The following is a 24,762-nucleotide window of genomic DNA, read 5'->3' as shown; positions in this document are numbered from 1 at the left end:
CTCTTTTGAAATCTTCTATTCTTCTAGTTCATCTTCTGTGCTTTCTTCCATTTCATCTTCAACGACCTCATCCTCTGTATAGACATCTGCTTCTACACTTTCTTCGATGAGTGCTTCTACGTTATCTTCTGAAACTGGTTCTGTCTCTTCATCAACTTCTGCTGCTTCTGCATCATCCAAATCTTTTTTCACTTTGGTGACAGTAGCCACAACCTCTTCGTCTCCAAGACGGATCAATCGGACTCCTTGCGTGTTTCTTCCAGTCGTTGAAATATCTTCTACATCCATACGAATCAGCACGCCATGTTGTGTAATCAGCATGATGTCTTCTGTTCCATTTACAGCACGGACAGCTACGAGCGGCCCGTTCTTTTCTGTAATGTGGCAGGTCTTGATTCCCATACCGCCTCTGGATTGGACGCGGTATTCGGATTCTTTTGTTCGCTTGCCATAACCATTTTCCGTAATGACCAGGATCTTATCGTCCGTCTCTAATGTCTCCATCCCGACGACTTGATCGCCTTCACGTAGACGGATGCCCCGGACACCGCTTGCTGCGCGTCCCATACTGCGGATATCCGTCTCTGGGAATCGGATCAATGCACCATCACGGGTTCCGATAACAATTTCTTTGTTGCCATCAGTCATCTTGACTGAGATCAATTCATCGTCTTCACGCAAATTGATGGCAATTAACCCATTTTGTCGGATATTGGCATAATTGCTCACAGGCGTCCGCTTGCTCAGGCCGCCGCGTGTAGTGAAGAAGAAGAAATCATCTTCTTTGAATTCTTCGACACGGATCACTGCTGTCACTTTTTCGTTCTTGCCGATTTCCAGCAAGTTGACGAGTGGCAAGCCTTTCGCAGTCCGGCCGTACTCAGGAACCTGATAGCCTTTCTTGCGGTAGACTTTCCCTTCGCTTGTGAAGAACAGGATTGTATCATGTGTCGATGTATATAGAAGATGTTCAACGAAATCGTCATCGTTGGTTCCCATTCCTTGTACGCCGCGTCCGCCACGTTTCTGGCTGCGGTACGTATTGGCAGGCAAACGTTTGATATAGCCGTTGTGCGTGAGCGTCAATACTGAAGCTTCACGTGGGATGAGGTCTTCATCTTCGATCATCTCAGAGCCGCCGACAGTGATTTCCGTTCTGCGGGGATCATTGAATCGCTCTTTGATTTCAAGGATTTCTTCACGGATGATCTCGAGGATCTTCGATTCATCCGCAAGAATTGCACGCAGCTCATTGATGAGTGCGATGAGCCCTTGGTATTCCTCTTCGATCTTGTCCCGTTCGAGACCAGTCAAACGTTGAAGGCGCATGTCCAAGATGGCTTGGGATTGGCGCTCAGATAAATTGAAATCATTCATCAAACCGTTGCGGGCTTCTTCAGTCGTTTGAGACCCACGGATCAAGGCGATGATGGCATCAATATGATCTAATGCGATGCGCAAGCCTTCAAGGATATGCGCACGGTCTTCCGCTTTTTGCAGATCGAATTCTGTGCGGCGGCGGATAATGACTTTCTGGTGCTCCAGGTAATGATAAAGGACGTCTTTCAAGCCAAGAACTTTCGGCTGGCCATCGACGAGCGCAAGCATATTGATGCCGAAGCTTGTCTGCATCGCTGTCTGTTTGTACAAATTGTTCAATAGGACATTGGCGCTTGCGTCTCTGCGCACTTCAATCACGACGCGCATGCCGTTGCGGTCGGATTCGTCGCGCAAATCGGTGATGCCGTCGATTTTTTTGTCGCGCACCAATTCTGCGATTTTCTCGATCAGACGCGCTTTATTGACTTGATAAGGAAGTTCGTGGATGAGGATTACTTCTTTGCCATTCGGTTTTGTTTCGATTTCAACGACCGCACGGATCAACACCGAACCTTTACCGGTTTCGTAGGCGCGGCGGATGCCGCTCCGTCCGAGGATGATGCCTCCGGTCGGGAAATCGGGCCCTGGAAGAAAGTCGAGCAATTCTTCAGTCGTGATGGCCGGGTTTTCGGCTAAGGCCAGAACTGCATCGATCGTCTCCCCTAGATTATGAGGCGGGATATTGGTAGCCATTCCGACTGCGATTCCGGAAGTTCCGTTGACAAGCAAGTTCGGAAATCTACTTGGGAGGACAACCGGTTCTTTTTCCTGACCATCATAGTTTTCCTTATAATCAACTGTGTTTTTATTTAAATCACGCAAAAGTTCCATGGAAATTTTTGACATTTTGGATTCTGTGTAGCGCATTGCTGCTGCTGCGTCACCATCTACAGAACCGAAGTTCCCGTGGCCGTCGACGAGCATATAGCGATAGCTGAAATCCTGAGCCATCCGTACCATCGTTTCATAAACCGCGCTATCACCGTGCGGGTGATATTTACCGATTACGTCACCGACAATACGTGCCGACTTTTTATAGCCTTTATCCGCTGTGATTCCGAGGTCATGCATGGCATATAAAATGCGCCGATGCACCGGCTTCAAGCCGTCCCGGACATCTGGCAACGCACGTGAAACGATGACACTCATTGCATAGTCAAGGAATGATGTGCGCATCTCCGTGCTGATATTTATTTCTTCTACTCCGCTGCCTGGCCGTTCCGCCATATCCGCAGCCTCCTCTCAACTCTTGTTGCGTTATACATCCAAGTTCTTCACATAACTGGCGTTTTCTTCAATGAAATTGCGGCGCGGTTCGACGTCATCTCCCATTAACATATGGAAAGTCTCATCCGCTGTCATCGCATCTTCGAGCGTGACTTGCAGCAAGGTACGGAAATCAGGATCCATCGTGGTATCCCATAATTGAGTGGCATTCATCTCGCCGAGTCCTTTATAGCGCTGGACATGCGGCTTAGGTGATCCCGGAAGTTTTGCTAATGCTTCTTTCAGCTGTGCATCCGAATAAACATAATCGACATGCTTGCCTTGTTTGATCTGGAACAATGGCGGCTGTGCAATATAAATATAGCCTGCTTCGATCAATGGGCGCATATAGCGGAATAGGAACGTCAACAGCAAGGTCCGGATGTGGGCGCCGTCGACATCGGCATCGGTCATGATGACGACTTTATGGTAACGCGCTTTATCAAGATTGAACTCTTCACCGATGCCGGTTCCGAGTGCGGTAATGATATTGCGGATCTCTGCGTTTACAAGAATTTTATCTAGACGAGCTTTTTCTACATTGAGGATTTTTCCGCGCAAGGGCAGAATCGCTTGGAAGTGGCGATCTCGGCCGGATTTTGCGGATCCGCCCGCTGAATCGCCCTCTACGATGTAGATTTCGCTGATTTTCGGGTCGCGCGAAGAACAGTCTGCGAGTTTCCCTGGCAAACTTGAGACTTCAAGGACTGATTTGCGGCGCGTGAATTCGCGTGCTTTTTTGGCAGCCATCCGGGCATGTGAAGCCATGATGCCCTTTTCGATGATTTTCTTGGCGGTTGATGGATTTTCCAGCAAGAAGCGTTCAAATCCGTTAGAGAATAAATTATTGACGATTGTTGATACTTCAGTATTGCCGAGCTTTGTCTTGGTCTGGCCTTCGAATTGAGGGTCTGGATGCTTAACGGAAATGATCGCCGTTAACCCTTCCCTTACGTCTTCACCAGTCAAGTTCGCTTCAGCGTCTTTTAACAAGCCATTCTTGCGGCCGTAATCGTTGATGACGCGCGTCAACGCCGTTTTAAAGCCGGATTCGTGCGTTCCGCCTTCATGGGTGCTGATATTGTTCGCGAATGAAAAGATATTTGCCGCAAATCCGCCGTTGTATTGCATCGCGACTTCGACATTGATGCCGTCCCGCTCCGACTCGACGAAAATCGCTTCTTCGTGAAGCGGGTCTTTCGATTTGTTCAAATGCTCGACGTAGGATTTGATCCCACCTTCATAGTGGTATTTCTTTTCCTGCTCCAAGCCTTCCCGTTCATCAGCGACCACGATTTTCAAGCCGCGGTTCAAATAGGCGAGCTCGCGGAGGCGGTGATCCAGGATATCGAATTCGTAAACTGTTGTTTCTTTAAAGATCTCCCCGTCCGCTTTAAAACGGATCGTTGTGCCGGTCTTGTCGGCTTCGCCGATGACGCCAAGTTCTTTTTTGACTGCGCCGCGCTCAAATTGAATGAAGTGGCGCTTGCCGTCCCGGTGCACATAAACTTCCGTTGTCTCGGACAAAGCATTGACGACTGATGCGCCAACGCCGTGGAGGCCGCCGGATACTTTATAACCGCCGCCGCCGAATTTACCGCCGGCATGAAGAACCGTCATGATGACTTCAACAGCCGGACGGCCCATTTTTTCTTGCATATCGACTGGAATACCGCGGCCGTTATCTTCCACGCGGATCCAATTGTCTTTTTCGATTGTGACGCGGATTTCATCGCAATAGCCGGCAAGGGCTTCGTCGATGCTGTTATCCACGATTTCCCACACTAAATGGTGCAGTCCTCTCGATCCCGTAGAACCGATATACATGCCCGGCCGTTTCCGTACCGCTTCTAAGCCTTCCAATACTTGAATCTGATTGGCGCCATAAGATTGCTCAAGATTCGTATCTTCCATAGCCATTCCGTTCACCTGCTCTTTCTTGACAACTCATTATTTCCATTGACCGGTTATAACCTGTTTTGCTGAATTTTATTCAGCAGTGCCTGTGGCCGATAAGGTGACCCATAGACGAAATCATCGGTAACGACATAGGATTTCACTGCTTCAGGCGGGACTAAAAGCCGCGTAAAAGCAGAGTGGACATACTGTTCATGATGGACCACCGCAAGGATTTCCGTGACGGCAATCAATTGGGATGCTCCGATCTGGACATACATATATGTTCACTCCTTGACCGTTCCTTTCGATACTTCGAAAAGGCGGGCGCTTTGAATGGTCTCGTGTTGGATGCCTTCGACACTAGTGGTCGTGACAAAAGTCTGCACGGATCCGCGGATCGTGTTGAGTAAATGCGACTGGCGGTAATCGTCCAGTTCGGAAAGCACGTCATCCAGCAAGAGAACCGGCGCTTCGCCGACTTCCTGCTTGATCAGCTCGATTTCCGCAAGTTTCAAGGACAGGGCGGTCGTGCGCTGCTGCCCTTGGGAGCCATATGTCTGGACGTCATAGCCGTTCACCATGAACTGCAGATCATCGCGGTGCGGTCCGACCAGCGTTACGCCGCGGTCGAGCTCACGCTTTTTCACTTCTTGAAGCTTCTGCTCTAAAAAGGACGCCATTTCAGCAGGCGTCCATTCGGGCTTCAACCCACTAATCGGCTGGTAGCGGATTTCCAGTTTTTCAAGCCCACGGGAAATGCCATGATGGATCGGCTCTGCCCATTTTTGCAGCAATTCCATGAACTGGAATCTTTTTTGTATAATTTTTACAGCAGCTTCAATGAATTGTTCGGTGTATACCTCGAACATGACGTCATTGATCGCCTGTTTGCCGTAATGTTGCTTCAATATATGGTTGCGCTGTTTCAACAGCTTCTGGTAATTGACGAGATCGTGGAGATAGACCGGTGAAATCTGGCCGATTTCCATATCGATGAAGCGGCGCCTGACTTGTGGGCTGCCTTTGACTAAATGCAAGTCTTCAGGAGCGAACATGACGACGTTCAATTGGCCGATATAATCGCTCAGCCGCCTCTGCTCCAGGTGGTTCACTTTCGCTTTTTTGCCTTTTTTGGAAAAGCTGATTTCAAGCGGCAGTTTGCCATATTTCCGGAGCACATCAGCTTTAATTTTACCATATTCCGCGTCCCAGCGTATCAATTCTTTGTCATTGCTCGTCCGGTGGGATTTCGCCATGGATAAAACGTAGAGCGATTCCATGATATTGGTTTTGCCTTGCGCGTTCTCGCCGATAAAGACGTTGATCTCCGGCGAGAAGTCGAGCTTGAGCGTTTCATAGTTGCGGTAATTGACTAACTCGAGGTTGTCAATCCGCATCGAAGCTCATGCCTTCGGCGACAACGATGCGGAATTCCCCCGTCCCCGGTATGTTCACAGTATCTTCCGGACGCAATTTGCGCCCTCTGCGGTCTTCCGCTTCTCCGTTCACAAATACTTCATGTTCGCTTAAAAACCATTTGGCCATTCCGCCTGAACTGATTGTGTCCGTCATTTTTAGCAACTGTCCCAATGTAATAAATTCTGTCTCAATACCGATTTCCTTCAAAATGCACTCATCCTTCGATTCGTAGTCTATCCCTTTATTTTACCCTATTTGCCCCCATAAGTAAAAAGGATAGCCTTTATGGGCTATCCTGAGGGTTTTGGTTCTAATTAATATGTCCGGACAGGAAGAATCAATTGAAGAATTGAGTCATCCAAGGCCGATTTCAAAATGAATGGACGCATCGCTCCAGTGAACTGGATAACGACATCTTGGCCATCGATCGCTTTCAAAGCATCCATCATGAACTTCGCACTGAAGGAAATCTTCAGCTCTTCGCCGTCGACGCTTTGTGCCTGCAATTGCTCTTCGACTTTCCCGACTTCCGGGGAATTCGAGGAGACTTCTACTTCGCTGCCTTCGTTTGTGGAGAAACGCACGACGTTATTGCGTTCTTCACGCGCAAGTAGTGAAGCACGGTCGATTGCCTGAAGCAATGAACGGCCGTCTTTGTATTCAGACGGAATCAAGCGCGATGTATCTGGGTAGTTGCCTTCCAATAGACGGGAGAAGAACAAGATGTGCTTCGATTTGAACAACACTTGCTGGTTGGTCATGACGATTTCAACCGGATCGGACGTGTCATCGAGGATTTTGTTCAATTCATTCAAGCTTTTCCCTGGAATGACGACGCTGTACTCCCCTTCCGGCAAAGTTTCGAGTTTCGTTTTGCGGCGTGCCAAACGGTGGCTGTCGGTTGCAACACAAACTAGCTCCCCGTCCTTTACTTCCCAATGAACGCCGGTAAGTACAGGGCGCGTTTCAGAACTGGACACGGCAAATACCGTTTCTCTATTGATGGTTTTCAACAGATCCGCTGGAATCGTGAAAATGCGGTCGTCTTGGATATCCGGCAATTGTGGATAATCCATTGCGTCAAGCCCGATCAAGTGGAATTCGGATTTTCCTGAACGGATATGCGTCTGGAAATTGCCGTTGATTTCGATTTCGACTTCATTAGTCGGCAATTTGCGGACGATTTCCCCGAATACTTTTGCCTGAAGGACGATGCTTCCGCCTTCAGTGACATCGATCAATTGTTTTCCATCCTCTTCTGCTGGGATGAAAGTTTGGATCGTGATATCTGAGTCACTTCCTGTTAAGCGCATTCCTTCTGTAGAAACATCCATCTTGATCCCAGTCAAAATCGGAATCGTTGTTTTTGAACTGACTGCTTTCATTACATCGTTTAAACCTTCAACTAATCGCTCACGTTTTATCTCGAATTTCATTCTCGAACCTCGCTTATATATATATTTTAGTTATTAGTACTTAAAGACAGTAATAGTAGTAGGGGCTGTGAATATGTGGATAAGCCCGATATGAGCAATAAAAGCAGCTTATCCACATGTAGACAAACTGTGCATAAACTGCTTAAGAAAATCGGGGGTTATCCACAGCCTTATTTCCCGAGTGCAGATCGAATTTCTTTAATATCCTGCTGAAGCTGCTGGTTCTCTTTCAGCATCGTGTTGATCTTTTCGTGCGCATGGATGACCGTCGTGTGATCGCGGCCGCCGAATTCCTCGCCGATTTTCGGCAACGAGAAATCCGTCATTTCGCGCGATAAATACATCGCGATTTGACGTGGGTACGCAATATCCTTCGTGCGGCGCTTCGTTTTGAAATCATCCAATTTGACGTTGAACTGTTCGCCGACTGCGTTTTGGATGTCCAAAATGGTGATCACTTTCGGCTTGGAGTTCGGCATGATGTCTTTTAAGGCTTCTGCCGCAAGCTCTGCGCTCATGTCCCGGTTGATCAGGGAGGAATAAGCGACGACGCGGATCAAGGCGCCTTCGAGCTCGCGGATGTTGGAATCGATTGAATTGGCGATATAGGTCATAACATCGTTCGGGATGTCCAGGCCGTCCGCTTTGGCTTTTTTGCGCAAAATGGCAATCCGCGTTTCCAAGTCCGGCGGCGTGATATCGGTAATCAATCCCCATTCAAAGCGCGATCTTAAGCGGTCTTCGAGTGTCGGGATCTCTTTTGGCGGCCGGTCGCTCGAGATGATGATCTGCTTGGATTCTTCGTGCAGCGTATTGAATGTATGGAAGAATTCTTCCTGTGTCTGCTCTTTTCCGGCTAAAAATTGAATATCGTCAATGAGCAAAATATCGACATTGCGGTATTTATTGCGGAAATCGACGGTCTGGTTGTCACGGATCGAGTTGATGAACTCGTTGGTGAATTTTTCCGACGACAAATAAACCACTTTGGCGTCTGGGTTGTGTTCAATGACATAATGTCCGATTGCGTGCATAAGGTGGGTCTTGCCAAGTCCTACGCCTCCATAGATGAAAAGCGGGTTATAAGCTTTTGCCGGTGCTTCGGCGACAGCCAGCGATGCAGCGTGCGCAAAGCGGTTGCCGGAACCGATGACGAATGTGTCAAAGGTATATTTCGGGTTCAGCATGCCCGGCAAAAACTCTTGCTGCTCCGCCTGCCCCGGTTTGACACGGGGAGCGGGAAGCTGGAAATCATCCATATCCTGATCTTTTGGCACCACAAATTTAATAAGCGCTTCGTCCCCTGTCAGATCTGTCAAAATGCCGGTGATCAAGTGCACATAATGGTTTTCAAGCCAGTCGCGCGCAAATGAATTTGGGGCTGAAATGGTTACAGTATCTTCTTTATAGGACAAGAGCTTGGTAGATTTGAGCCAAGTTTCAAAACTGGGCTTGGAGATTCTTTTCTCGACTTGGGCTAAGACACTCGACCAAATTTCGTCTAAGTGTTCCAATAGCGTATCTCCTTTATATGTAAAGATTTTTTACAGTATACCATACACAAAACCACAGCCTGTGGATAAGATCTATAAACAGGCTTGGGGAAAACTATCCACACCTTACCCACAATATGTGGATAACTATTTCGGGATAGAAATTGTTAACAAGTGAAAACAAAACAATGTTATCAAAAAACGATAGACATTACAAGCATTTGTTTCACTTATCCACATAGCGCGCTTTGTGCACATTTTTGATATCCACAGGCAGTTCCTATGTGAAAAACCTGTCGATAAGGCATGTGGATAAATCATTTTCACGAAAAATGAGATCACAGGAAGTTCACCGAAGATCCTCCGTGATTGTGTATAACTTTCCTTTTTGGATTGTCTAGCGGATCTCTTGCATTTAAAAGAAATGATTGACATAGACAAGCTAGCGCCCTTATAATAGTCGAGACTGTCTTTAGAAAATAGTTAACTTTTATATAGGAGGTGTAAGGTCATGACATTGCGCACATACCAACCAAATAAACGCAAACACAGCAAAGTGCACGGCTTCAGAGCACGCATGAGCACAAAGAACGGACGTCGCGTTATCGCTGCCCGTCGCCGTAAAGGAAGAAAAGTACTATCAGCTTAAAGTCCACTGACCGCATCAGTGGTCTTTTTTTTTCTTTTTCGCGGGATTTGAGCGAAAATGCATCAAAATAAGCAAGTAGCAGGTGAAAAAATGAATAAGCAGCAGCGGATCAAGAAGAATACGGAGTTTCAGCGCGTTTTCAAAAAAGGAAAATCATTTGCGAATCGGCAATTCATTGTCTATTTGCTGAAAGGCGAGCAGCAGGAGGAATTTCGCCTGGGCCTTTCCGTCAGCAAAAAAGTCGGCAATGCGGTCGCTAGAAACCGCGTCAAGCGTTATATCCGCCAAGTCTTCTTGGAATTGAAGGATGATCTCCTGCCGAACGCGGATTACATTATCATCGCCCGACCACAGGCGGCCAATTTAGATTTTCATGAAAGCAAGAAAAGTCTGGAGCATGTGCTGAAGATCGCACGCGCTTTGCCGAAGAAGTAGATGCCGGATCGATCCGGATGTTACTATAGGAAGTAATTGAATAGAGTTTGGAGGAAGCAAAGTGAAGAAGAGAACAGGGTTGCTCTTCGCCTTGGTGGCTGTTGCCCTCTTATTGTCGGGCTGTATGGAGTTTGACCAGCCGATCAGCGACCAAAGCGAAGGATTTTGGAATGAGTTTGTCGTTTGGCCGTTAGTATCGATCATCGTATTCTTTAAGGATTTCCTAGGTACTTATGGATTCGGGATCATTGCAGTAACGATTCTCATCCGGTTAGCCTTACTGCCATTGATGATCAAGCAGACGAAAAGTTCGAAACGCATGCAGGAAATTCAAGACGCCGTCACCCAGCAGAAATATCAGCAGGAAATGATGGCGATGTTCCAGGAAAAAGGCGTCAACCCGATGGCCGGCTGTTTGCCGGTTGTCATCCAGATGCCGATTTTGATCGGTTTCTATCACGCGATCAGCCGTATGAATGCAACGCCTGAAATCGATCTTGGCACATTTTTGATCTTCCCGCTGGCAGAACCGAGCATCATCCTGGCCGTTACAGCCGGTGTCATGCAATTGATCGTTCTGCGTACGGGCCCTGCAATGGACAACCCGCAAATGAAGGCAATGATGTATTTCATGCCGGTCATGATTGCCGGGTTCGGGATCGTCTTGCCGTCCGCATTGACACTTTACTGGGTAATCGGGAACATCATCTCGCTTATCCAAAACATGTTCATTTACCGTCCATGGGAAAAGAAAGAAGTGCAACAGCCTGTTAAAACGAAAACAGGAGGGGCTAAAAAGTGAAGCATCTTACACAAACGGGGAAAACGGTCGAACAAGCGATTGAAAACGCGCTGGAAAAACTGAATAAATCACGGGACGAAGTAACGGTCCGCGTCATCGAAGAAGGAAAAAAGGGGTTTTTCGGATTCGGTGCAAAAGACGCAGAAGTAGAAGTCACGGTGATGGATTTGGGGCAGCCAGAAACTGAAAAGGCGCCGCAGCAGACGGAAAAAACGCCGGAACAAGAGGATAGCGCCAAACCTTCTGAAGAAGAGATTGCGGCAGAGATGCCGTCAGCTCCGACGGAAGAGGGAGAAGAACCGGATTTCGGTGGATCTGCTGCAGAACCTGCAATGAAACCATCGAATGACAAAGCGATCGAAGAAACGAAAACCTATTTAAAAGACGTTGCAAAAGGCATGAAGATCGACGATTTGACCGTTGCGCATGAAAAACAAGGCAAAACGGTGCGTTTTAAATTGGAAAGCGAAAAAATAGCGATGCTGATCGGCAAAAGAGGGCAGACCTTGAATTCGCTTCAACAATTGGCGCAATTGGTGGCGAATCGCCACGCTGAACAATTCATGATTGTCGAGTTGGATGCCGAGAATTACCGGGAACGCCGCCAGGAAACATTGGAACAATTGGCGGACCGGATGGCGGACAAAGCGATCCGCACTGGAAACCGTGTCCAATTCGAACCGATGCCGTCCTATGAGCGGAAAGTGATCCATCAGGCGCTGTCTCGTCGGCTGGATATTGACACGTATTCGGAAGGCAAAGACCCGAACCGCTATTTGGTCATCGAACCGCATAAATAATGGAAGAAAATGCCCGCTGGCGTCGTGTAAATGACGCCAGCGGGCATTTTTTATGGAAAGAAACAAAGAAGCAGCAATTTCACCGTTGTATATTTATGCATATCATATTTGCGAGTGAACCTGAAAAAAATACCAAAATCGAGCGCTGTATCTTTTGATTTCATGCATTTTGTGTTATTGTTGTACGTTGTACAGCCACGCGTATTTTGACAGTTGTCCACATGTGGACAACTGTTTTAACCCATAAAAGCATGCTGTGGGCAAACTTAATTTGTTTGCCTTTAGTATTTTATTGCAAGAGGAGGAAACAGCATCATGATGGAATTCGATACGATCGCCGCGATTTCCACGCCAAGCGGTGAAGGGGCTATCGCCATCGTCCGTTTGAGCGGGCCGGAAGCGGTAGCCATCGCAGACCGTTTGTTCCGTGCGCCGTCTGCTAAAGCGCTCGCTGAACAGGCGAGCCATACCATCCATTACGGCCATATCGAAGACCCCGCGACGAAAGAAACGGCGGAGGAAGTAATGGTCGCATTGATGAGAGCACCAAAAACATTTACCCGTGAAGATGTTGTGGAGATTAACTGCCACGGCGGCATCGTATCGGTTAATCGTGTGTTGTCACTCGCCCTAAGAGCCGGTGCACGGCTTGCGGAGCCTGGTGAATTCACTAAGCGCGCATTCCTTAACGGGCGCATCGATCTATCCCAGGCAGAGGCCGTGATGGACTTGATCCGCGCGAAAACGGACCGTGCCATGGACGTAGCGCTGACGCAAATGGAAGGACGTTTATCCCGTCTCATCAGCTCACTGCGCCAAGCATTATTGGAATCGATCGCACAGATGGAAGTGAACATCGACTATCCCGAATACGACGATGTGGAAGAAATGACACGCCCGATGATGCTTGAAAAAGCACAATGGGTGCAATCGGAAATCGCTAAATTGCTCCAGACTTCTCAGCAAGGCAAAATTTTGCGCGAAGGCTTGTCTACGGTCATTATCGGCCGCCCGAATGTCGGGAAATCGTCGCTATTGAACAGCTTAGTCCAGGAAAATAAAGCCATTGTGACGGAAATTGCTGGCACGACGCGTGATATTATCGAAGAATATGTCAATGTCCGCGGCGTGCCGCTGCGTCTTGTCGATACAGCAGGCATCCGGGAAACAGAGGACATTGTCGAGCGCATCGGCGTCGAACGATCGCGCAAAGTGTTAAAAGAAGCCGATTTGATCCTCTACGTATTGAATTACGCAGAGCAATTGACCGAAGAAGATCTGCTGTTATTTGAAGCGGTCCGCGATATGAATTATATTGTCGTCATCAACAAGACCGATTTGCCGCAACAGATCGACTTGGATCAAGTGAAGGAACTGACTAGCGACAAACGCCTCGTGACGACTTCTTTAATTGAAGAAGAAGGCATCGACCAGCTCGAAGAAGCGATTGCCGAATTGTTCTTTGAAGGGGAAATCGAGGCAGGGGATATGACCTATGTCTCCAACGTGCGCCACATTTCACTCTTGCACCAAGCGCATCAAACCATTTCGGATGCGATTTCGGCCGCCGAAATGGACGTGCCGGTCGATATGATCCAAATCGATGTGACCCGTACATGGGAAATTCTCGGGGAGATCATCGGCGATACGGCAGATGACGGCTTATTGAACCAATTATTCTCGCAATTTTGCCTAGGAAAATAAATTTTTGAAGGGACTGAACGAACATGCCACAATACGAAGCAGGCACGTTCGATGTCATCGTCGTAGGCGCAGGCCATGCCGGAGCGGAAGCAGCACTCGCTTCTGCACGCATGGGCGCTAAAACGCTTGTGTTGACGATGAATCTCGATATGATCGCCTTTATGCCCTGCAACCCGTCCATCGGCGGGCCGGCAAAAGGCATCGTGGTACGTGAAATAGATGCAATGGGCGGGGCTATGGGCCGCGTCATCGATAAAACGCATATTCAAATGAGAATGCTCAACACCGCCAAAGGGCCGGCTGTCCGCGCATTGCGCGCACAAGCCGATAAAGTGCTTTACCAGCAGGAAATGAAGCGCTTGATGGAGGAACAGGAAAACCTGACACTCCACCAAGGCATCGCGGAAGAATTGATTGTTGAAGATGGGGAAGTCAAAGGCCTCATTACACAAGTAGGCGGCATTTACCGCGCGGAAACGGTGGTCATCACGACTGGTACCTTCCTGCGCGGCGAAATCATCATCGGCGACTTGCGTTACTCAAGCGGCCCGAACCACCAGCAGCCGTCCATTAAACTCGCGGAAAACCTGCAGGAGCTCGGCTTTGAGACGGTGCGATTTAAAACTGGCACACCGCCGCGCATAAATAGCAACAGCATTGACTATTCGAAAACGGAAATCCAGCCGGGAGACGATGTGCCGCGCGCGTTCAGCTTTGAAACAACGGAATTCATCATGGACCAAATGCCGTGCTGGCTGACGTATACGACGAGCGAAACGCATCAGATCATCGATGAGAATTTGCATTTGTCGCCGATGTATTCGGGCATGGCAAAAGGCACAGGGCCGCGTTATTGCCCATCGATCGAAGACAAAATCGTCCGTTTCAGCGACAAACCGCGCCACCAAATCTTCCTCGAGCCGGAAGGGCGCTCAACGCGTGAGGTTTACGTACAAGGCCTCTCCACGAGTTTGCCGGAACACGTTCAGCGCAAATTGCTTGAATCGATTCCAGGGCTTGAGAAGGCTGATATGATGCGTTCAGGCTATGCCATCGAATACGATGCCATCGTGCCGACGCAATTATGGCCGACGCTTGAATCCAAACAAATCACCAACCTTTATACAGCAGGCCAAATCAACGGCACATCCGGCTACGAAGAAGCAGCGGGGCAGGGGTTGATGGCTGGTATCAACGCCGCAGCGAAAGTGCTCGGCAAAGAAGAAGTCATCCTCAGCCGTTCGGATGCCTATATCGGTGTCTTGATCGACGATTTGGTCACCAAAGGAACAAGCGAGCCTTATCGTTTGCTGACATCACGTGCGGAATACCGTTTATTGCTGCGCCACGACAACGCAGATTTGCGTTTGACGGAACTCGGCTATCAGCTCGGCATGATCACAGAAGAGCGTTATGCGCGTTTTCTTGAGAAAAAAGACCATATCGAAGAAGAGATCAAGCGCCTGCGCGGGATCATCATCAAGCCGAACGAACAAACGCAGGAAGCGATACGCAACGCAGGCGGCAGCGAGCTGAAAGACGGCATCCGCGCAGCCGACCTGTTGAAGCGTCCAGAGATGAATTACGACATGATCGCGTCCTTGACTGAATCCGACATCGCGCTCAGCGACGAAGTGAAAGAGCAAGTCGAGATCCACGTGAAATACGAAGGCTATATCGAAAAATCTCTTCAGCAAGTCGATAAGCTGAAGAAAATGGAAAACAAAAAAATTCCGGAAAACATCGATTACGATGCCATTTCAGGGCTTGCGACGGAAGCGCGCGGCAAACTGAAAGAAGTGCAGCCGCTATCGATTGCGCAAGCGACACGCATTTCTGGCGTCAACCCTGCTGACATTTCGATTTTATTGGTGTATATTGAACAAGGAAGAATCGCAAAAGTCTAGTTGGGATTTGAGCTCACTGGGCGGCATGGCCGCTAGCACATAACAGAACTCGAAATGGGCTGGTATCCGCCAGCCCATTTGCTTTTACATAAAAACGCTAATCCCGCTCCCGCAAATGTGCGGTGAGACAGGTGAGAGGGGGACATACAGTGAACGAACAGCAATTTGCGCAAGCATTGAAACAACAAGGCATCGAACTTTCCGAGCGCCAGTTGGAACAATTCCACATCTATTACAAAGAACTCGTCGAATGGAACGAGAAAATGAATTTGACGGCCATCACGGAGCAGGAAGATGTCTATTTAAAACATTTCTATGATTCCATCAGTGCCGCCTTTTACATGGATTTCACCAAGTCGCTGTCATTATGTGACGTCGGGGCAGGGGCTGGCTTCCCGAGTATCCCGCTAAAAATCTGCTTCCCGCATATCGAAGTGACGATCGTCGATTCATTGAACAAACGCATCCAATTCTTGAATCATTTGAGTGAAGCCCTCGGGTTGGACAAAGTTTCTTTCGTCCACTCGCGCGCAGAAGATTTTGGCCAGTCACAGCATCGCGAAAGCTACGATATCGTAACCGCCCGCGCTGTAGCAAGACTCTCTGTGCTCGCTGAACTTTGTGTGCCGCTCGTCAAGCAGGGAGGGGCGTTTGCCGCAATGAAAGCTGCATCCGCGCCCGATGAACTGAAAGATGCGGATAAGGCACTCAAAGTGCTTGGAGTGAAGCAAGAATCCGTGCATTCCTTCCTCTTGCCGGTAGAAGAAAGCGAACGCCATATCCAAGTGTTCCGGAAATTCAAAGCAACGCCGAAGAAATATCCGAGAAAAGCGGGCATGCCGAACAAATCGCCGATCAGCTAATGTTTCACGTGGAACATAAGGAACTACAGACGCGTCTTTGGAATGAAACAACAAGAGCAAGTTTTTAATAAGGTGGTGGCTGAGCATGAAAAGTCCTTTTGCCCGTCTTTTCGGAGGCGGAGATAAAGAAAACGATGCAACAACAGCAGAAGCTTCAAGCCATGCTTCTGAAGAAGTGGTGAAAATACCGCTGGCTAAGATCCATGCCAACCAATTCCAGCCGCGAACCGTTTTTGACGAGGAGAAAATCGAAGAGTTGGCCCGGACGATCCACGTCCACGGCGTCATCCAGCCAATCGTCGTCAGGGATTCGCAGCAGGATGGTTTTTATGAAATCATTGCAGGGGAACGGCGCTTCCGTGCGATGACGTCTCTCGGCTGGGAGGAAGTTCCGGCGATTGTTCGCCAATTGAGCGATAAAGAAACGGCGTCAATCGCGTTGATCGAAAACCTCCAGCGCGAGGAATTGACGGCGATTGAAGAAGCGCATGCCTATTCCAATTTGCTGCAAATCCAGGAAATCACCCAGGAAGCCTTGGCGCAGCGACTCGGCAAAAGCCAGTCAGCTGTCGCCAATAAACTGCGGCTGTTAAAGCTGCCGGAAGCCGTCCAGCAAGCATTGCTTACACGGAGCATCACTGAACGCCATGCTCGTGCTTTATTGCCGGTAAAAGACCTTGAACTCCAGCAGCACTTGCTTGAACAGCTATTGGAAGAAGGACTCAACGTCAAAGAGCTGGAAGAACGTATCAAAAGCCTGACGGAAGAAGCGCCGAAAAAGCCTAAGAAACGCCGGAAAGCAGTCAGCCGGGATATGCGCATTGCGATGAATACCATCAAAGAATCGTTGTCGATGGTCAAAAAAAGCGGCATTAAACTGGATACCAAAGAGGAAGAACACGAGGAATATTATCAAATTACCGTGAAGATTCCGAAAAAACGCCCATAATCGCTCTTTCCGTTGAGGAAAGGGCTTTTTTTGGCAGATTTATCTCTATGAAACAGGAAATTTGATACAATATAGAAATGGAAGCTGTCGCGGATAGCCATAAAGGCATTTCCGCAGTAAAATAAAGACAGTATCGAAGAAAGTTGGTGCACGTGTGGGTAGAACGATTGCCATCGCCAATCAAAAGGGCGGTGTAGGAAAAACAACTTCATCAGTTAATTTAAGCGCCTGTCTTGCATATTTAGGCAAGAAAGTGCTGTTAATAGATATCGATCCACAAGGAAATGCGACGAGCGGCGTCGGCATCAATAAAGGCGATGTCGATCAATGCATTTATGAAATTCTCATTGACGATGTGGATGTTAAAGACACAATCATGGAGACGAAAGTCGAAAATCTTCATGTGGTGCCGGCGACAATTTCATTGGCCGGTGCGGAAATTGAATTGGTTTCGACTATTTCGCGCGAAGCACGGCTGAAAAATGCCTTGGCAGAAGTAAAGGACTTATACGATTACACCATCATCGACTGTCCGCCATCACTTGGGCTGCTGACCTTGAATTCGTTAACCGCTTCAGACGGAATTATTATTCCAGTACAATGTGAATATTATGCTCTAGAAGGTTTAAGCCAGTTGTTGAGCACCGTCCGCTTGGTCCAAAAACACTTGAACCACGATCTGATGATCGACGGCGTGCTATTGACGATGTACGATGCACGGACCAATCTGGGCATGCAAGTCATCGAAGAAGTGAAGAAATACTTCCAGGACAAAGTGTATGACACCGTGGTTCCGCGCAATGTCCGCTTGAGCGAGGCCCCGAGTCACGGAGAGCCAATCATCATCTATGATCCGAAGTCCAGAGGCGCAGAAGTTTATCTAGAATTGGCGAAGGAAGTGATTCGTAATGGCTAAAGGATTGGGAAAAGGCATCAACGCATTGTTTCCAGGAGAAACAGTCAACGAAACGGATAAAGTGATGCAGATCAAATTGACCGATATTAAAGAAAACCCGCATCAGCCGCGCAAAGTGTTCGACCAGCAAGCACTTGAAGAACTTGCCGAATCGATTCGCGAGCACGGCATCCTGCAGCCAGTCGTCGTGCGGAAAAAAGGCGCAAAATTCGAACTGATCGTCGGAGAACGCCGCTTCCGTGCGGCAAAACTGTGCAAATTGAAAGAAGTTCCAGCCATCGTCAAAGATTTCAATGAACAGCAGATGATGGAATTGGCGATTCTCGAAAACTTGCAGCGCGAGGATTTGACGCCGATCGAAGAAGCAGAAGCCTACCAGAAGCTGATGGAAACATTGAATTTGACCCAGGAGCAATTGGCATTCCGGCTTGGCAAAAGCCGCCCGCATATCACCAACCATATTCGCTTATTGACCTTGCCGAAAGACGTACGCGAGCTCATTTCGGATAAAAAACTGTCGATGGGGCATGGTCGTACCTTGCTCGGATTGCGCAGCAAAAAGGATATTTCCGAGACGGCACAAAAGGCTGTCAAAGAAGGATTGAATGTCCGCCAACTGGAGAGCTTGGTGCAGCGTTTGAACGACAATGTTCCACGTGAAACACCGGAAAAGAAAAAGGATATCTTTATAGAAGAAAAACAATCTGAGCTGCGTGACCGTTTCGGCACGAATGTCCAGATCAAAAAACAGAAGAACAAAGGCAAGATCGAAATCGAGTTTTTCTCAGAAGATGACTTGGAACGGATCTTGGATTTGCTGAAATAATATTTCAACCGGCATAGAGCGTATTTGGCGCTCATGGCGGGTTTATCCAAATGAACCGTGACATCGGTATGAAAACGGCCTATTTTCCGGAGACGGGGAATAGGCGTTTCTTTGAAGCGGGAGAAAGCCGTCGCAACGAGAATGGATCTTACGCATTGGCAACGCCGGCTTTTAAAACTCGAAAAAAGAGGGAGAAGAGCCGGGCGCTCTGCACATTCCGAAGCACGGAGAGGAAGGAGCTCGAATATGGTTCTTTGGGGAACATTGGTCAACGCGCTTTTAATTGTCATAGGAACACTGATCGGGCGGGCATTGCGCAATATTCCCGACAGGATGAAAGAGACGGTCATGTATGTCATTGGGCTTGTGGTTGTCGTGTTGGGCTTGCAGATGGGCTTCGAGAGCCAGAATTTCGTCATCGTCATCATCAGCCTGGTGCTCGGTGCGGTCATTGGCGAATGGGCAAGGCTTGAAGATAAATTGAATGCATTTGGCCGTTGGATTGAACGGATGCTTGGCACAAAAGAAAGCCAAGGCAGCCTGGCGCAAGGCTTTGTCACCGCGACGCTGATCTTCGTTATCGGCGCAATGGGCATTATCGGGGCATTAGAGAGCGGTCTGAGCAACGAACACGGCGTTCTCGTCTCGAAAGGCATCATTGACGGCTTTACGTCAATCATCCTCGCTTCGACACTCGGCATCGGGGTGATGCTGTCGGCGATTCCGGTATTCGTGTACCAAGGCTTGATCGCTTTGTTCGCAACGCAGATCAGCCTACTCATTCCGGAAGCGGCGCTCGACTTGTTCATTACCGAAATGACGGCGACCGGCGGGGTCATGATTGCAGCGATCGGGCTTAATTTGATGGGTATTGTGAAGATCCGTGTAGCAAACTTATTACCGGGGATCATTGTAGTTGCGTTTCTTGTCACGGCCGTGTTTAAATTCAATCTGATGTAAGTAACTAAAGAAGGTGTAGACGTGTTTTTTGAAAGAAGCGTTGTTGAGAGATTTGTCAATCAGATGACGACGAAGCTGCTGGATGAGGAAATGTGGTTAGACATTTCCGGAACGGCGCTGCGTGTCATATTAATCGCTGTCGGTGCCTATATATTGACGCGTGTCATGCGGATCATCATCCGTAAGTCGTTTTCGGTCCGTTTAAGAGGGCCGATCAAAACGAATGGCCGCCGTCATCAGACTTTGTCGAAGCTATTGGAAAATATCGTTACATATGTCATTGGATTTATGGCGCTCGTCGCCATACTCGCAGCGTTCTCGGTCAACATCAGCGGGATTATCGCCGGTGCCGGGGTAGTCGGCCTCGCTGTCGGCTTCGGCGCACAGAACTTGGTGCGCGACGTCATCACCGGCTTCTTCATTATTTTTGAAGACCAATTTTCAGTGGGCGATTACGTCCGTATCAACCAAGCCGAAGGGACGGTCCAGGAAATTGGCTTGCGGACGACGAAAGTGCAAGCGTGGACCGGTGAGTTGTTCATCTTCCCGAACGGCACAGTCACAGAAGTCGTCAATTTCTCGCTCCACAATTCGATCGCGGTCGTGGATCTGAGCGTTTCGCACGATTCCGATTTAGCGAAAGTGGAACGGCTGATCTTGGAATTTTTGGAAACGGTCCAACCCACTTATGAAGAAGTCATCAGCCCAGCCGAACTGCTCGGCGTACAAAATATGACGGCGACGGAAGTGGTCATGCGGTTGACGGCTGAAACCTTGCCAATGCAGCATTTCGCCGTCTCCCGCCGAATGCGCCGTGATTTGAAAGAATTCCTCGATCAGCGCGGCGTCGAATTGCCTTATCCTCGCATGGTGGTCATGCATCGTGAGCCGGGTGATGCGGCAGCAATGAATGCGAATAAATGATGGAGGGACGCAGCCATGGAAATGAAGGAATTTGGGCTACATGATATTGTCGAGATGAAAAAAGGCCATCCGTGCGGAGCGAACGCCTGGAAAATTATCCGTATGGGCGCCGACATCCGCATCAAATGCGAAGGCTGCCAGCATAGCGTCATGTTGCCGCGGGCAGAGTTTAATAAAAAAATGAAAAAAGTATTGGTGAAGGCCGAGGCGGAATGAACAATGGACATTTCCGCCTCCTCTTTCTATAATGGAATGGTTGCAAAATTTGTGAGCGAAAAAGAAAGGTCGTGAATCCTTTGGCATTAACTGCAGGGATTGTAGGATTACCAAACGTGGGGAAATCCACATTATTCAACGCTATTACGAAAGCGGGCGCCGAAGCGGCGAACTACCCGTTCTGTACGATAGATCCAAATGTCGGCATCGTCGAAGTGCCTGATGAGCGCCTCGATAAACTGACGGAATTGGTCGAACCGAAAAAGACCATCCCGACAGCGTTCGAATTCACCGACATTGCCGGCATCGTCAAAGGCGCCAGTAAAGGGGAAGGGCTAGGCAATAAATTCCTTGCCCATATCCGTGAAGTGGATGCCATCACACAAGTGGTGCGCTGTTTTGCTGATGACAATATCACGCACGTTTCCGGGGGAGTGGACCCGGTATCCGATATCGAAGTCATCAATCTGGAACTTGTCTTGGCAGATATGGAAAGCATCGAAAAGCGCATTGCCCGCAACGCGAAGCTTCTGAAGCAAAAAGACAAAGATGCCGTCGCTGAAGAGCCGGTATTGGCGAAGCTCCGCGAAGCTTTCGAAAACGGCGAGTTGGCCCGTTCGATCGACTTCACGGAAGACGAGCTAAAAATCGCGAAAGGCTTGAACTTATTGACACTCAAGCCGATGCTCTATGTAGCGAACGTGTCGGAAGATGAAATTGCCGATGCCGCAAACAACGAATATGTCCAGCAAGTGCGCGATTACGCCGCGGGCCATGATTCCGACGTGATTGTCGTGTGTGCGAAGATCGAAGAGGAAATGGCAGAGCTTGACGACGAAGAGAAAGAAATGTTCCTCGAAGAGCTCGGCATCGAAGAGTCAGGGCTTGATCAATTGGTCAAAGCCGCTTACAACTTGCTCGGACTTGCCACTTACTTCACTGCCGGCGTGCAGGAAGTGCGTGCATGGACGTTCAAAAAAGGCATGAAAGCTCCGCAATGTGCGGGCATCATCCACTCCGATTTCGAACGCGGCTTTATCCGCGCAGAAACCGTCGCTTATGAAGAATTGGTGGAAGCCGGTTCGATGGCAGCGGCGAAAGAAGCCGGAAAAGTGCGCCAAGAAGGCAAGGAATACATCGTCAAAGACGGCGATGTTATGCTCTTCAGATTTAATGTATAAGGCTTACGCCTAATAGTTTATTGTCAGTCATTGCCATGGAAACAAGTTAACAACGGATTGGCGGCTGGAAAAGAATACCGAACCGGGTGCTTTTTGAGCATCCGGTTTTTTATGAGGAGGGAAACGAATGTATTTATTCGCATATGGCACCTTGAAAAGAGGCGGCAAATACCATTTCTATCTGGAAGAAGCGGATTTGGTGTCAGAACACGTAACAATTTCAGGAAGCTTGTATGATACGGGGCTCGGCTATCCGGCGCTCGCTTTATCAGGGGACGATACTATCCACGGGGAGCTTTACGACATTCCGGATGTCTTATGGCCGGCCATCAACGACCTGGAGGATTATTCAGGGAATGCAAAAACGGACATGTACGACCGCCTGACAATCGAAGTAGAAACCGAACGCGGCACCACGCAAGCCATCGTCTATACGGCGAAAGCGGAGCGGTTGTTGAAGGAATATATCCCGGAAGGCGTATGGGACGTGGAACGGTCGTTTGCGAGATGAAAATTAAAAAGAAGGCACAGCAGGAAATTTGCTGTGCCTTCTTTTGGTTTGTCGAAAAAGTTAAGAAGTGGTATTTTCCGAAGCTTATCGCTCGCTTTCCGCGGGCGGGAATCGAGCCTCTTCAGCCGCTACGAAAACCGTGTGCTCTTACATCTGCATAGCAGATGCGTCGCAAATGAATATGCTCAGCCAAAGCTTCACATATCCATTGCCTGCGGGGTTTCTCAAACCCGTCGCTTCGCTACTCCCGCAGGAAAGATAAAGTCGAACTACGTGAGACATTATCTTTGCGAAGTAATGTGCAGCATTATTGAGCAGAAGGTTTTACGAGCGAACGCTTCTCCAAATACTTAGATAGGTCATTGATTTTTGAGTGTCGAAAAGATGCCGTCATTTTGATTCATAACTAAATTAATACACTTCTTTAACACTGCTGCGCCTTTTTTTATTTGTGGGATTCTGCCATTCATTCATCTAGAGACGGATAGCTGGAATAGACGTGGAGGCGGGGGAGTTTCGGGTCGTCCAATATCCACGCATCGTTCGGCTCTTTGCGCAATTCATAGTACATGAGGAAGTCGCCGAACGCACCAGCCGTCAGCATGGCGCCGAGCAAGACGAGCACTTGGTCGCCGATCCAGAAGCCGATGACGGTCGGCAACACAGCGGTCATCCAAAAAGGCAGCAGCAAAACAGCGCGCATCGCCCGGTTTTTTACAGGCCGGTCGCTTGTCGCATAAGCAATGCCCAATTTTAAATTGAGGCCGTATTGAAGTGACGAAACCGGCACTTTGCCGAAGGCGACAAAGCCGATCAAATGGAATAATTCATGCAGCACGATCAATAACGCGTAACCGCCCAAGAAATAAAGGATGCCGAACAGCGAAAAGCCGAAAGACAGCGGCTCGCGGAACAGCTGATAGGCAAGTGCGAAAACGATGACCAGCCCAATATTGAACCACAGCGCTTTTGGCGCGATTTCTTCTATATTCAAATCGATGGTTTTATGCGGTTCCACAGGCAACACATCCCGAATTTTGATGCTTTCAGTATAGCCTAAATTACAACTTGCCGGAAGCCTGTGCGTATGCTACAATATGTTGATGTGAGTAATATTTATGATTGCTTGCTCCTTGCCCGCTGGAATCAGCAGGGCCCAAGTCCATAAGGAGGTGACAATACGATGAGAGAATATGAAGTAATGTACATTGTACGCCCGAACATTGAAGAGGACGCTAAGAAAGCTCTAGTTGAGCGTTTCAGCGAAATCCTAACTTCTAACGGTGCGGAAATCATCGAGTCGAAAGAATGGGGTAAACGCCGTCTGGCTTATGAAATCAATGATTTCAAAGAAGGTTTCTACCAGATCGTTAAAGCTAATGCTGAGACAGAAGCTATCAACGAGTTTACACGTCTTGCGAACTTCAATGAAGACATTATCCGCCACATGGCTGTACGCCTAGACGTATAAGCAACAAGCGGAATACAGATAATACACGACTTGAAAAAGGAGGTTGAATTCTGATGATCAACCGGGTTGTATTGGTCGGAAGACTGACAAAAGATCCCGATCTTCGTTACACGCCAAGCGGAGCGGCGGTGGCTCGTTTTACACTTGCTGTAAACCGGACATTCTCCAACGCGCAAGGTGAACGCGAAGCGGATTTTATCAATTGTACCGTTTGGCGCAAGCAGGCTGAAAACACAGCGAATTTCCTCAAAAAAGGAAGTCTCGCCGGTGTCGAAGGCCGCATTCAGACTGGCAGCTACGAGGGTCAAGATGGCAAGCGCGTTTATACGACGGAAGTGGTGGCTGACAGCGTTCAATTCCTTGAACCGAAAAGCGCCAACTCCGGATCTGGGGATCGTTCAAACGATCGCTCGTATGGACAGCAGCCGTCTTATCAACAGAACCAACCGTCTAGTCCAAGTCAGCAAAACAACACTCGTGTAGATGACGATCCGTTTTCAAGCGGAAGCGGGAAGATCGAAGTTTCAGACGACGATCTGCCGTTCTAAACCAGGCGCCCATCAGCGAATAGAAATCTGAAGATGAGGGAGGTAATTCGATATGGCACCACGTCGCGGAGGCAAGAAGCGTAAAAAGGTTTGTTATTTCACTTCAAACAACATTACACGCATCGACTACAAAGACACTGATTTGCTTAAGAAATTCATTTCTGAGCGAGGCAAAATTTTGCCACGTCGTGTTACGGGCACAAGCGC

General features: G+C 48.6%; 26 protein-coding genes. 18 read left to right on the top strand and 8 right to left on the bottom strand.

Features of this window, described 5'->3' with window-relative positions:
* Positions 1-15: 15 nt before the first annotated feature.
* From gyrA to dnaA, 7 genes are all read right to left on the bottom strand, one after another.
* A complete protein-coding gene (gyrA, locus tag ON064_RS08575) occupies positions 16-2,607 on the bottom strand; it encodes a DNA gyrase subunit A (RefSeq protein ID WP_274624428.1) in 2,592 nt (863 codons plus the stop codon).
* A gap of 30 nt (positions 2,608-2,637) precedes the next feature.
* Positions 2,638-4,566 carry a DNA topoisomerase (ATP-hydrolyzing) subunit B gene (gyrB, locus tag ON064_RS08570; RefSeq protein WP_058382262.1) on the bottom strand — a complete coding sequence of 643 codons (1,929 nt, stop codon included), beginning with the start codon at positions 4,564-4,566 and terminating at the stop codon, positions 2,638-2,640.
* Between the two features lie 47 nt (positions 4,567-4,613).
* Complete coding sequence (locus ON064_RS08565; protein ID WP_121299409.1) at positions 4,614-4,823, bottom strand: hypothetical protein; 210 nt, start codon at positions 4,821-4,823, stop codon at positions 4,614-4,616.
* A gap of 6 nt (positions 4,824-4,829) precedes the next feature.
* Positions 4,830-5,942: a DNA replication/repair protein RecF gene (gene recF / locus ON064_RS08560; protein ID WP_058382264.1), complete on the bottom strand. Its 1,113-nt coding sequence runs from the start codon at positions 5,940-5,942 to the stop codon at positions 4,830-4,832.
* The gene (yaaA, locus tag ON064_RS08555; RefSeq protein ID WP_058382265.1) at positions 5,932-6,171 is read right to left on the bottom strand and encodes a S4 domain-containing protein YaaA; all 240 of its coding nucleotides are present in this window, start codon (positions 6,169-6,171) and stop codon (positions 5,932-5,934) included. Before yaaA ends, recF begins: the two co-directional genes overlap by 11 nt.
* Before the next feature lie 107 nt (positions 6,172-6,278).
* Complete coding sequence (gene dnaN, locus ON064_RS08550; protein WP_274624427.1) at positions 6,279-7,400, bottom strand: DNA polymerase III subunit beta; 1,122 nt, start codon at positions 7,398-7,400, stop codon at positions 6,279-6,281.
* A 170-nt stretch (positions 7,401-7,570) separates the two neighbouring features.
* A complete protein-coding gene (gene dnaA, locus ON064_RS08545) occupies positions 7,571-8,914 on the bottom strand; it encodes a chromosomal replication initiator protein DnaA (protein ID WP_058382267.1) in 1,344 nt (447 codons plus the stop codon).
* A gap of 490 nt (positions 8,915-9,404) precedes the next feature.
* Here dnaA and rpmH point away from each other — a divergent pair, with 490 nt between their 5' ends.
* From rpmH to ON064_RS08470, 15 genes are all read left to right on the top strand, one after another.
* Positions 9,405-9,542: a 50S ribosomal protein L34 gene (gene rpmH, locus ON064_RS08540; RefSeq protein ID WP_033544046.1), complete on the top strand. Its 138-nt coding sequence runs from the start codon at positions 9,405-9,407 to the stop codon at positions 9,540-9,542.
* A gap of 90 nt (positions 9,543-9,632) precedes the next feature.
* Positions 9,633-9,977, top strand: coding sequence for a ribonuclease P protein component (gene rnpA, locus ON064_RS08535; RefSeq protein WP_274624426.1), 345 nt, complete (start codon positions 9,633-9,635; stop codon positions 9,975-9,977).
* A 61-nt stretch (positions 9,978-10,038) separates the two neighbouring features.
* A complete protein-coding gene (yidC, locus tag ON064_RS08530) occupies positions 10,039-10,779 on the top strand; it encodes a membrane protein insertase YidC (protein ID WP_274624425.1) in 741 nt (246 codons plus the stop codon).
* On the top strand, positions 10,776-11,579 hold the full coding sequence (gene jag / locus ON064_RS08525; protein WP_274624424.1) for an RNA-binding cell elongation regulator Jag/EloR: 804 nt from the start codon (positions 10,776-10,778) through the stop codon (positions 11,577-11,579). Before yidC ends, jag begins: the two co-directional genes overlap by 4 nt.
* A gap of 318 nt (positions 11,580-11,897) precedes the next feature.
* Entirely contained in the window at positions 11,898-13,283 is a 1,386-nt protein-coding gene (mnmE, locus tag ON064_RS08520; protein WP_121299602.1) for a tRNA uridine-5-carboxymethylaminomethyl(34) synthesis GTPase MnmE, read from the top strand.
* 23 nt (positions 13,284-13,306) lie between these two features.
* The gene (gene mnmG, locus ON064_RS08515; protein ID WP_274624423.1) at positions 13,307-15,190 is read left to right on the top strand and encodes a tRNA uridine-5-carboxymethylaminomethyl(34) synthesis enzyme MnmG; all 1,884 of its coding nucleotides are present in this window, start codon (positions 13,307-13,309) and stop codon (positions 15,188-15,190) included.
* Positions 15,191-15,339: 149 nt separating this feature from the next.
* Positions 15,340-16,053 (top strand): 16S rRNA (guanine(527)-N(7))-methyltransferase RsmG, encoded by a 714-nt coding sequence (gene rsmG / locus ON064_RS08510; RefSeq protein ID WP_274624422.1) that lies wholly within the window; start codon positions 15,340-15,342, stop codon positions 16,051-16,053.
* Between the two features lie 85 nt (positions 16,054-16,138).
* Positions 16,139-17,002 carry a nucleoid occlusion protein gene (gene noc / locus ON064_RS08505; protein ID WP_274624421.1) on the top strand — a complete coding sequence of 288 codons (864 nt, stop codon included), beginning with the start codon at positions 16,139-16,141 and terminating at the stop codon, positions 17,000-17,002.
* Positions 17,003-17,156: 154 nt separating this feature from the next.
* On the top strand, positions 17,157-17,918 hold the full coding sequence (locus ON064_RS08500; protein ID WP_274624420.1) for a ParA family protein: 762 nt from the start codon (positions 17,157-17,159) through the stop codon (positions 17,916-17,918).
* Positions 17,911-18,744 (top strand): ParB/RepB/Spo0J family partition protein, encoded by an 834-nt coding sequence (locus ON064_RS08495; protein ID WP_274624419.1) that lies wholly within the window; start codon positions 17,911-17,913, stop codon positions 18,742-18,744. Before ON064_RS08500 ends, ON064_RS08495 begins: the two co-directional genes overlap by 8 nt.
* A 246-nt stretch (positions 18,745-18,990) precedes the next feature.
* Positions 18,991-19,704, top strand: a complete 714-nt coding sequence (locus ON064_RS08490) for a DUF554 domain-containing protein (protein ID WP_101192094.1) — start codon at positions 18,991-18,993, stop codon at positions 19,702-19,704.
* A gap of 21 nt (positions 19,705-19,725) precedes the next feature.
* Positions 19,726-20,628 (top strand): mechanosensitive ion channel family protein, encoded by a 903-nt coding sequence (locus ON064_RS08485; protein ID WP_274624418.1) that lies wholly within the window; start codon positions 19,726-19,728, stop codon positions 20,626-20,628.
* A 15-nt stretch (positions 20,629-20,643) separates the two neighbouring features.
* Positions 20,644-20,844 carry a DUF951 domain-containing protein gene (locus ON064_RS08480; protein WP_058382277.1) on the top strand — a complete coding sequence of 67 codons (201 nt, stop codon included), beginning with the start codon at positions 20,644-20,646 and terminating at the stop codon, positions 20,842-20,844.
* An 80-nt stretch (positions 20,845-20,924) separates the two neighbouring features.
* Complete coding sequence (gene ychF / locus ON064_RS08475) at positions 20,925-22,025, top strand: redox-regulated ATPase YchF (RefSeq protein WP_274624417.1); 1,101 nt, start codon at positions 20,925-20,927, stop codon at positions 22,023-22,025.
* A gap of 127 nt (positions 22,026-22,152) precedes the next feature.
* Positions 22,153-22,536 (top strand): gamma-glutamylcyclotransferase family protein, encoded by a 384-nt coding sequence (locus ON064_RS08470; RefSeq protein ID WP_274624416.1) that lies wholly within the window; start codon positions 22,153-22,155, stop codon positions 22,534-22,536.
* A 466-nt stretch (positions 22,537-23,002) separates the two neighbouring features.
* Here ON064_RS08470 and ON064_RS08465 read toward each other — a convergent pair whose 3' ends face one another.
* Positions 23,003-23,563 (bottom strand): DUF3267 domain-containing protein, encoded by a 561-nt coding sequence (locus ON064_RS08465; protein ID WP_407951601.1) that lies wholly within the window; start codon positions 23,561-23,563, stop codon positions 23,003-23,005.
* Positions 23,564-23,719: 156 nt separating this feature from the next.
* Here ON064_RS08465 and rpsF point away from each other — a divergent pair, with 156 nt between their 5' ends.
* From rpsF to rpsR, 3 genes are all read left to right on the top strand, one after another.
* Positions 23,720-24,007, top strand: coding sequence for a 30S ribosomal protein S6 (gene rpsF, locus ON064_RS08460; RefSeq protein ID WP_068459466.1), 288 nt, complete (start codon positions 23,720-23,722; stop codon positions 24,005-24,007).
* Between the two features lie 53 nt (positions 24,008-24,060).
* Positions 24,061-24,555 (top strand): single-stranded DNA-binding protein, encoded by a 495-nt coding sequence (gene ssb, locus ON064_RS08455; protein WP_058382281.1) that lies wholly within the window; start codon positions 24,061-24,063, stop codon positions 24,553-24,555.
* 52 nt (positions 24,556-24,607) lie between these two features.
* A partial coding sequence (gene rpsR / locus ON064_RS08450; protein WP_274624429.1) for a 30S ribosomal protein S18 occupies positions 24,608-24,762 on the top strand: 155 nt, incomplete at its 3' end.

The organism is Planococcus sp. A6 (assembly GCF_028823615.1).
Lineage (GTDB): Bacteria > Bacillota > Bacilli > Bacillales_A > Planococcaceae > Planococcus.
Note: the sequence above shows the minus strand (reverse complement) of the source record. Positions and strands in the feature narration are given on the sequence as shown.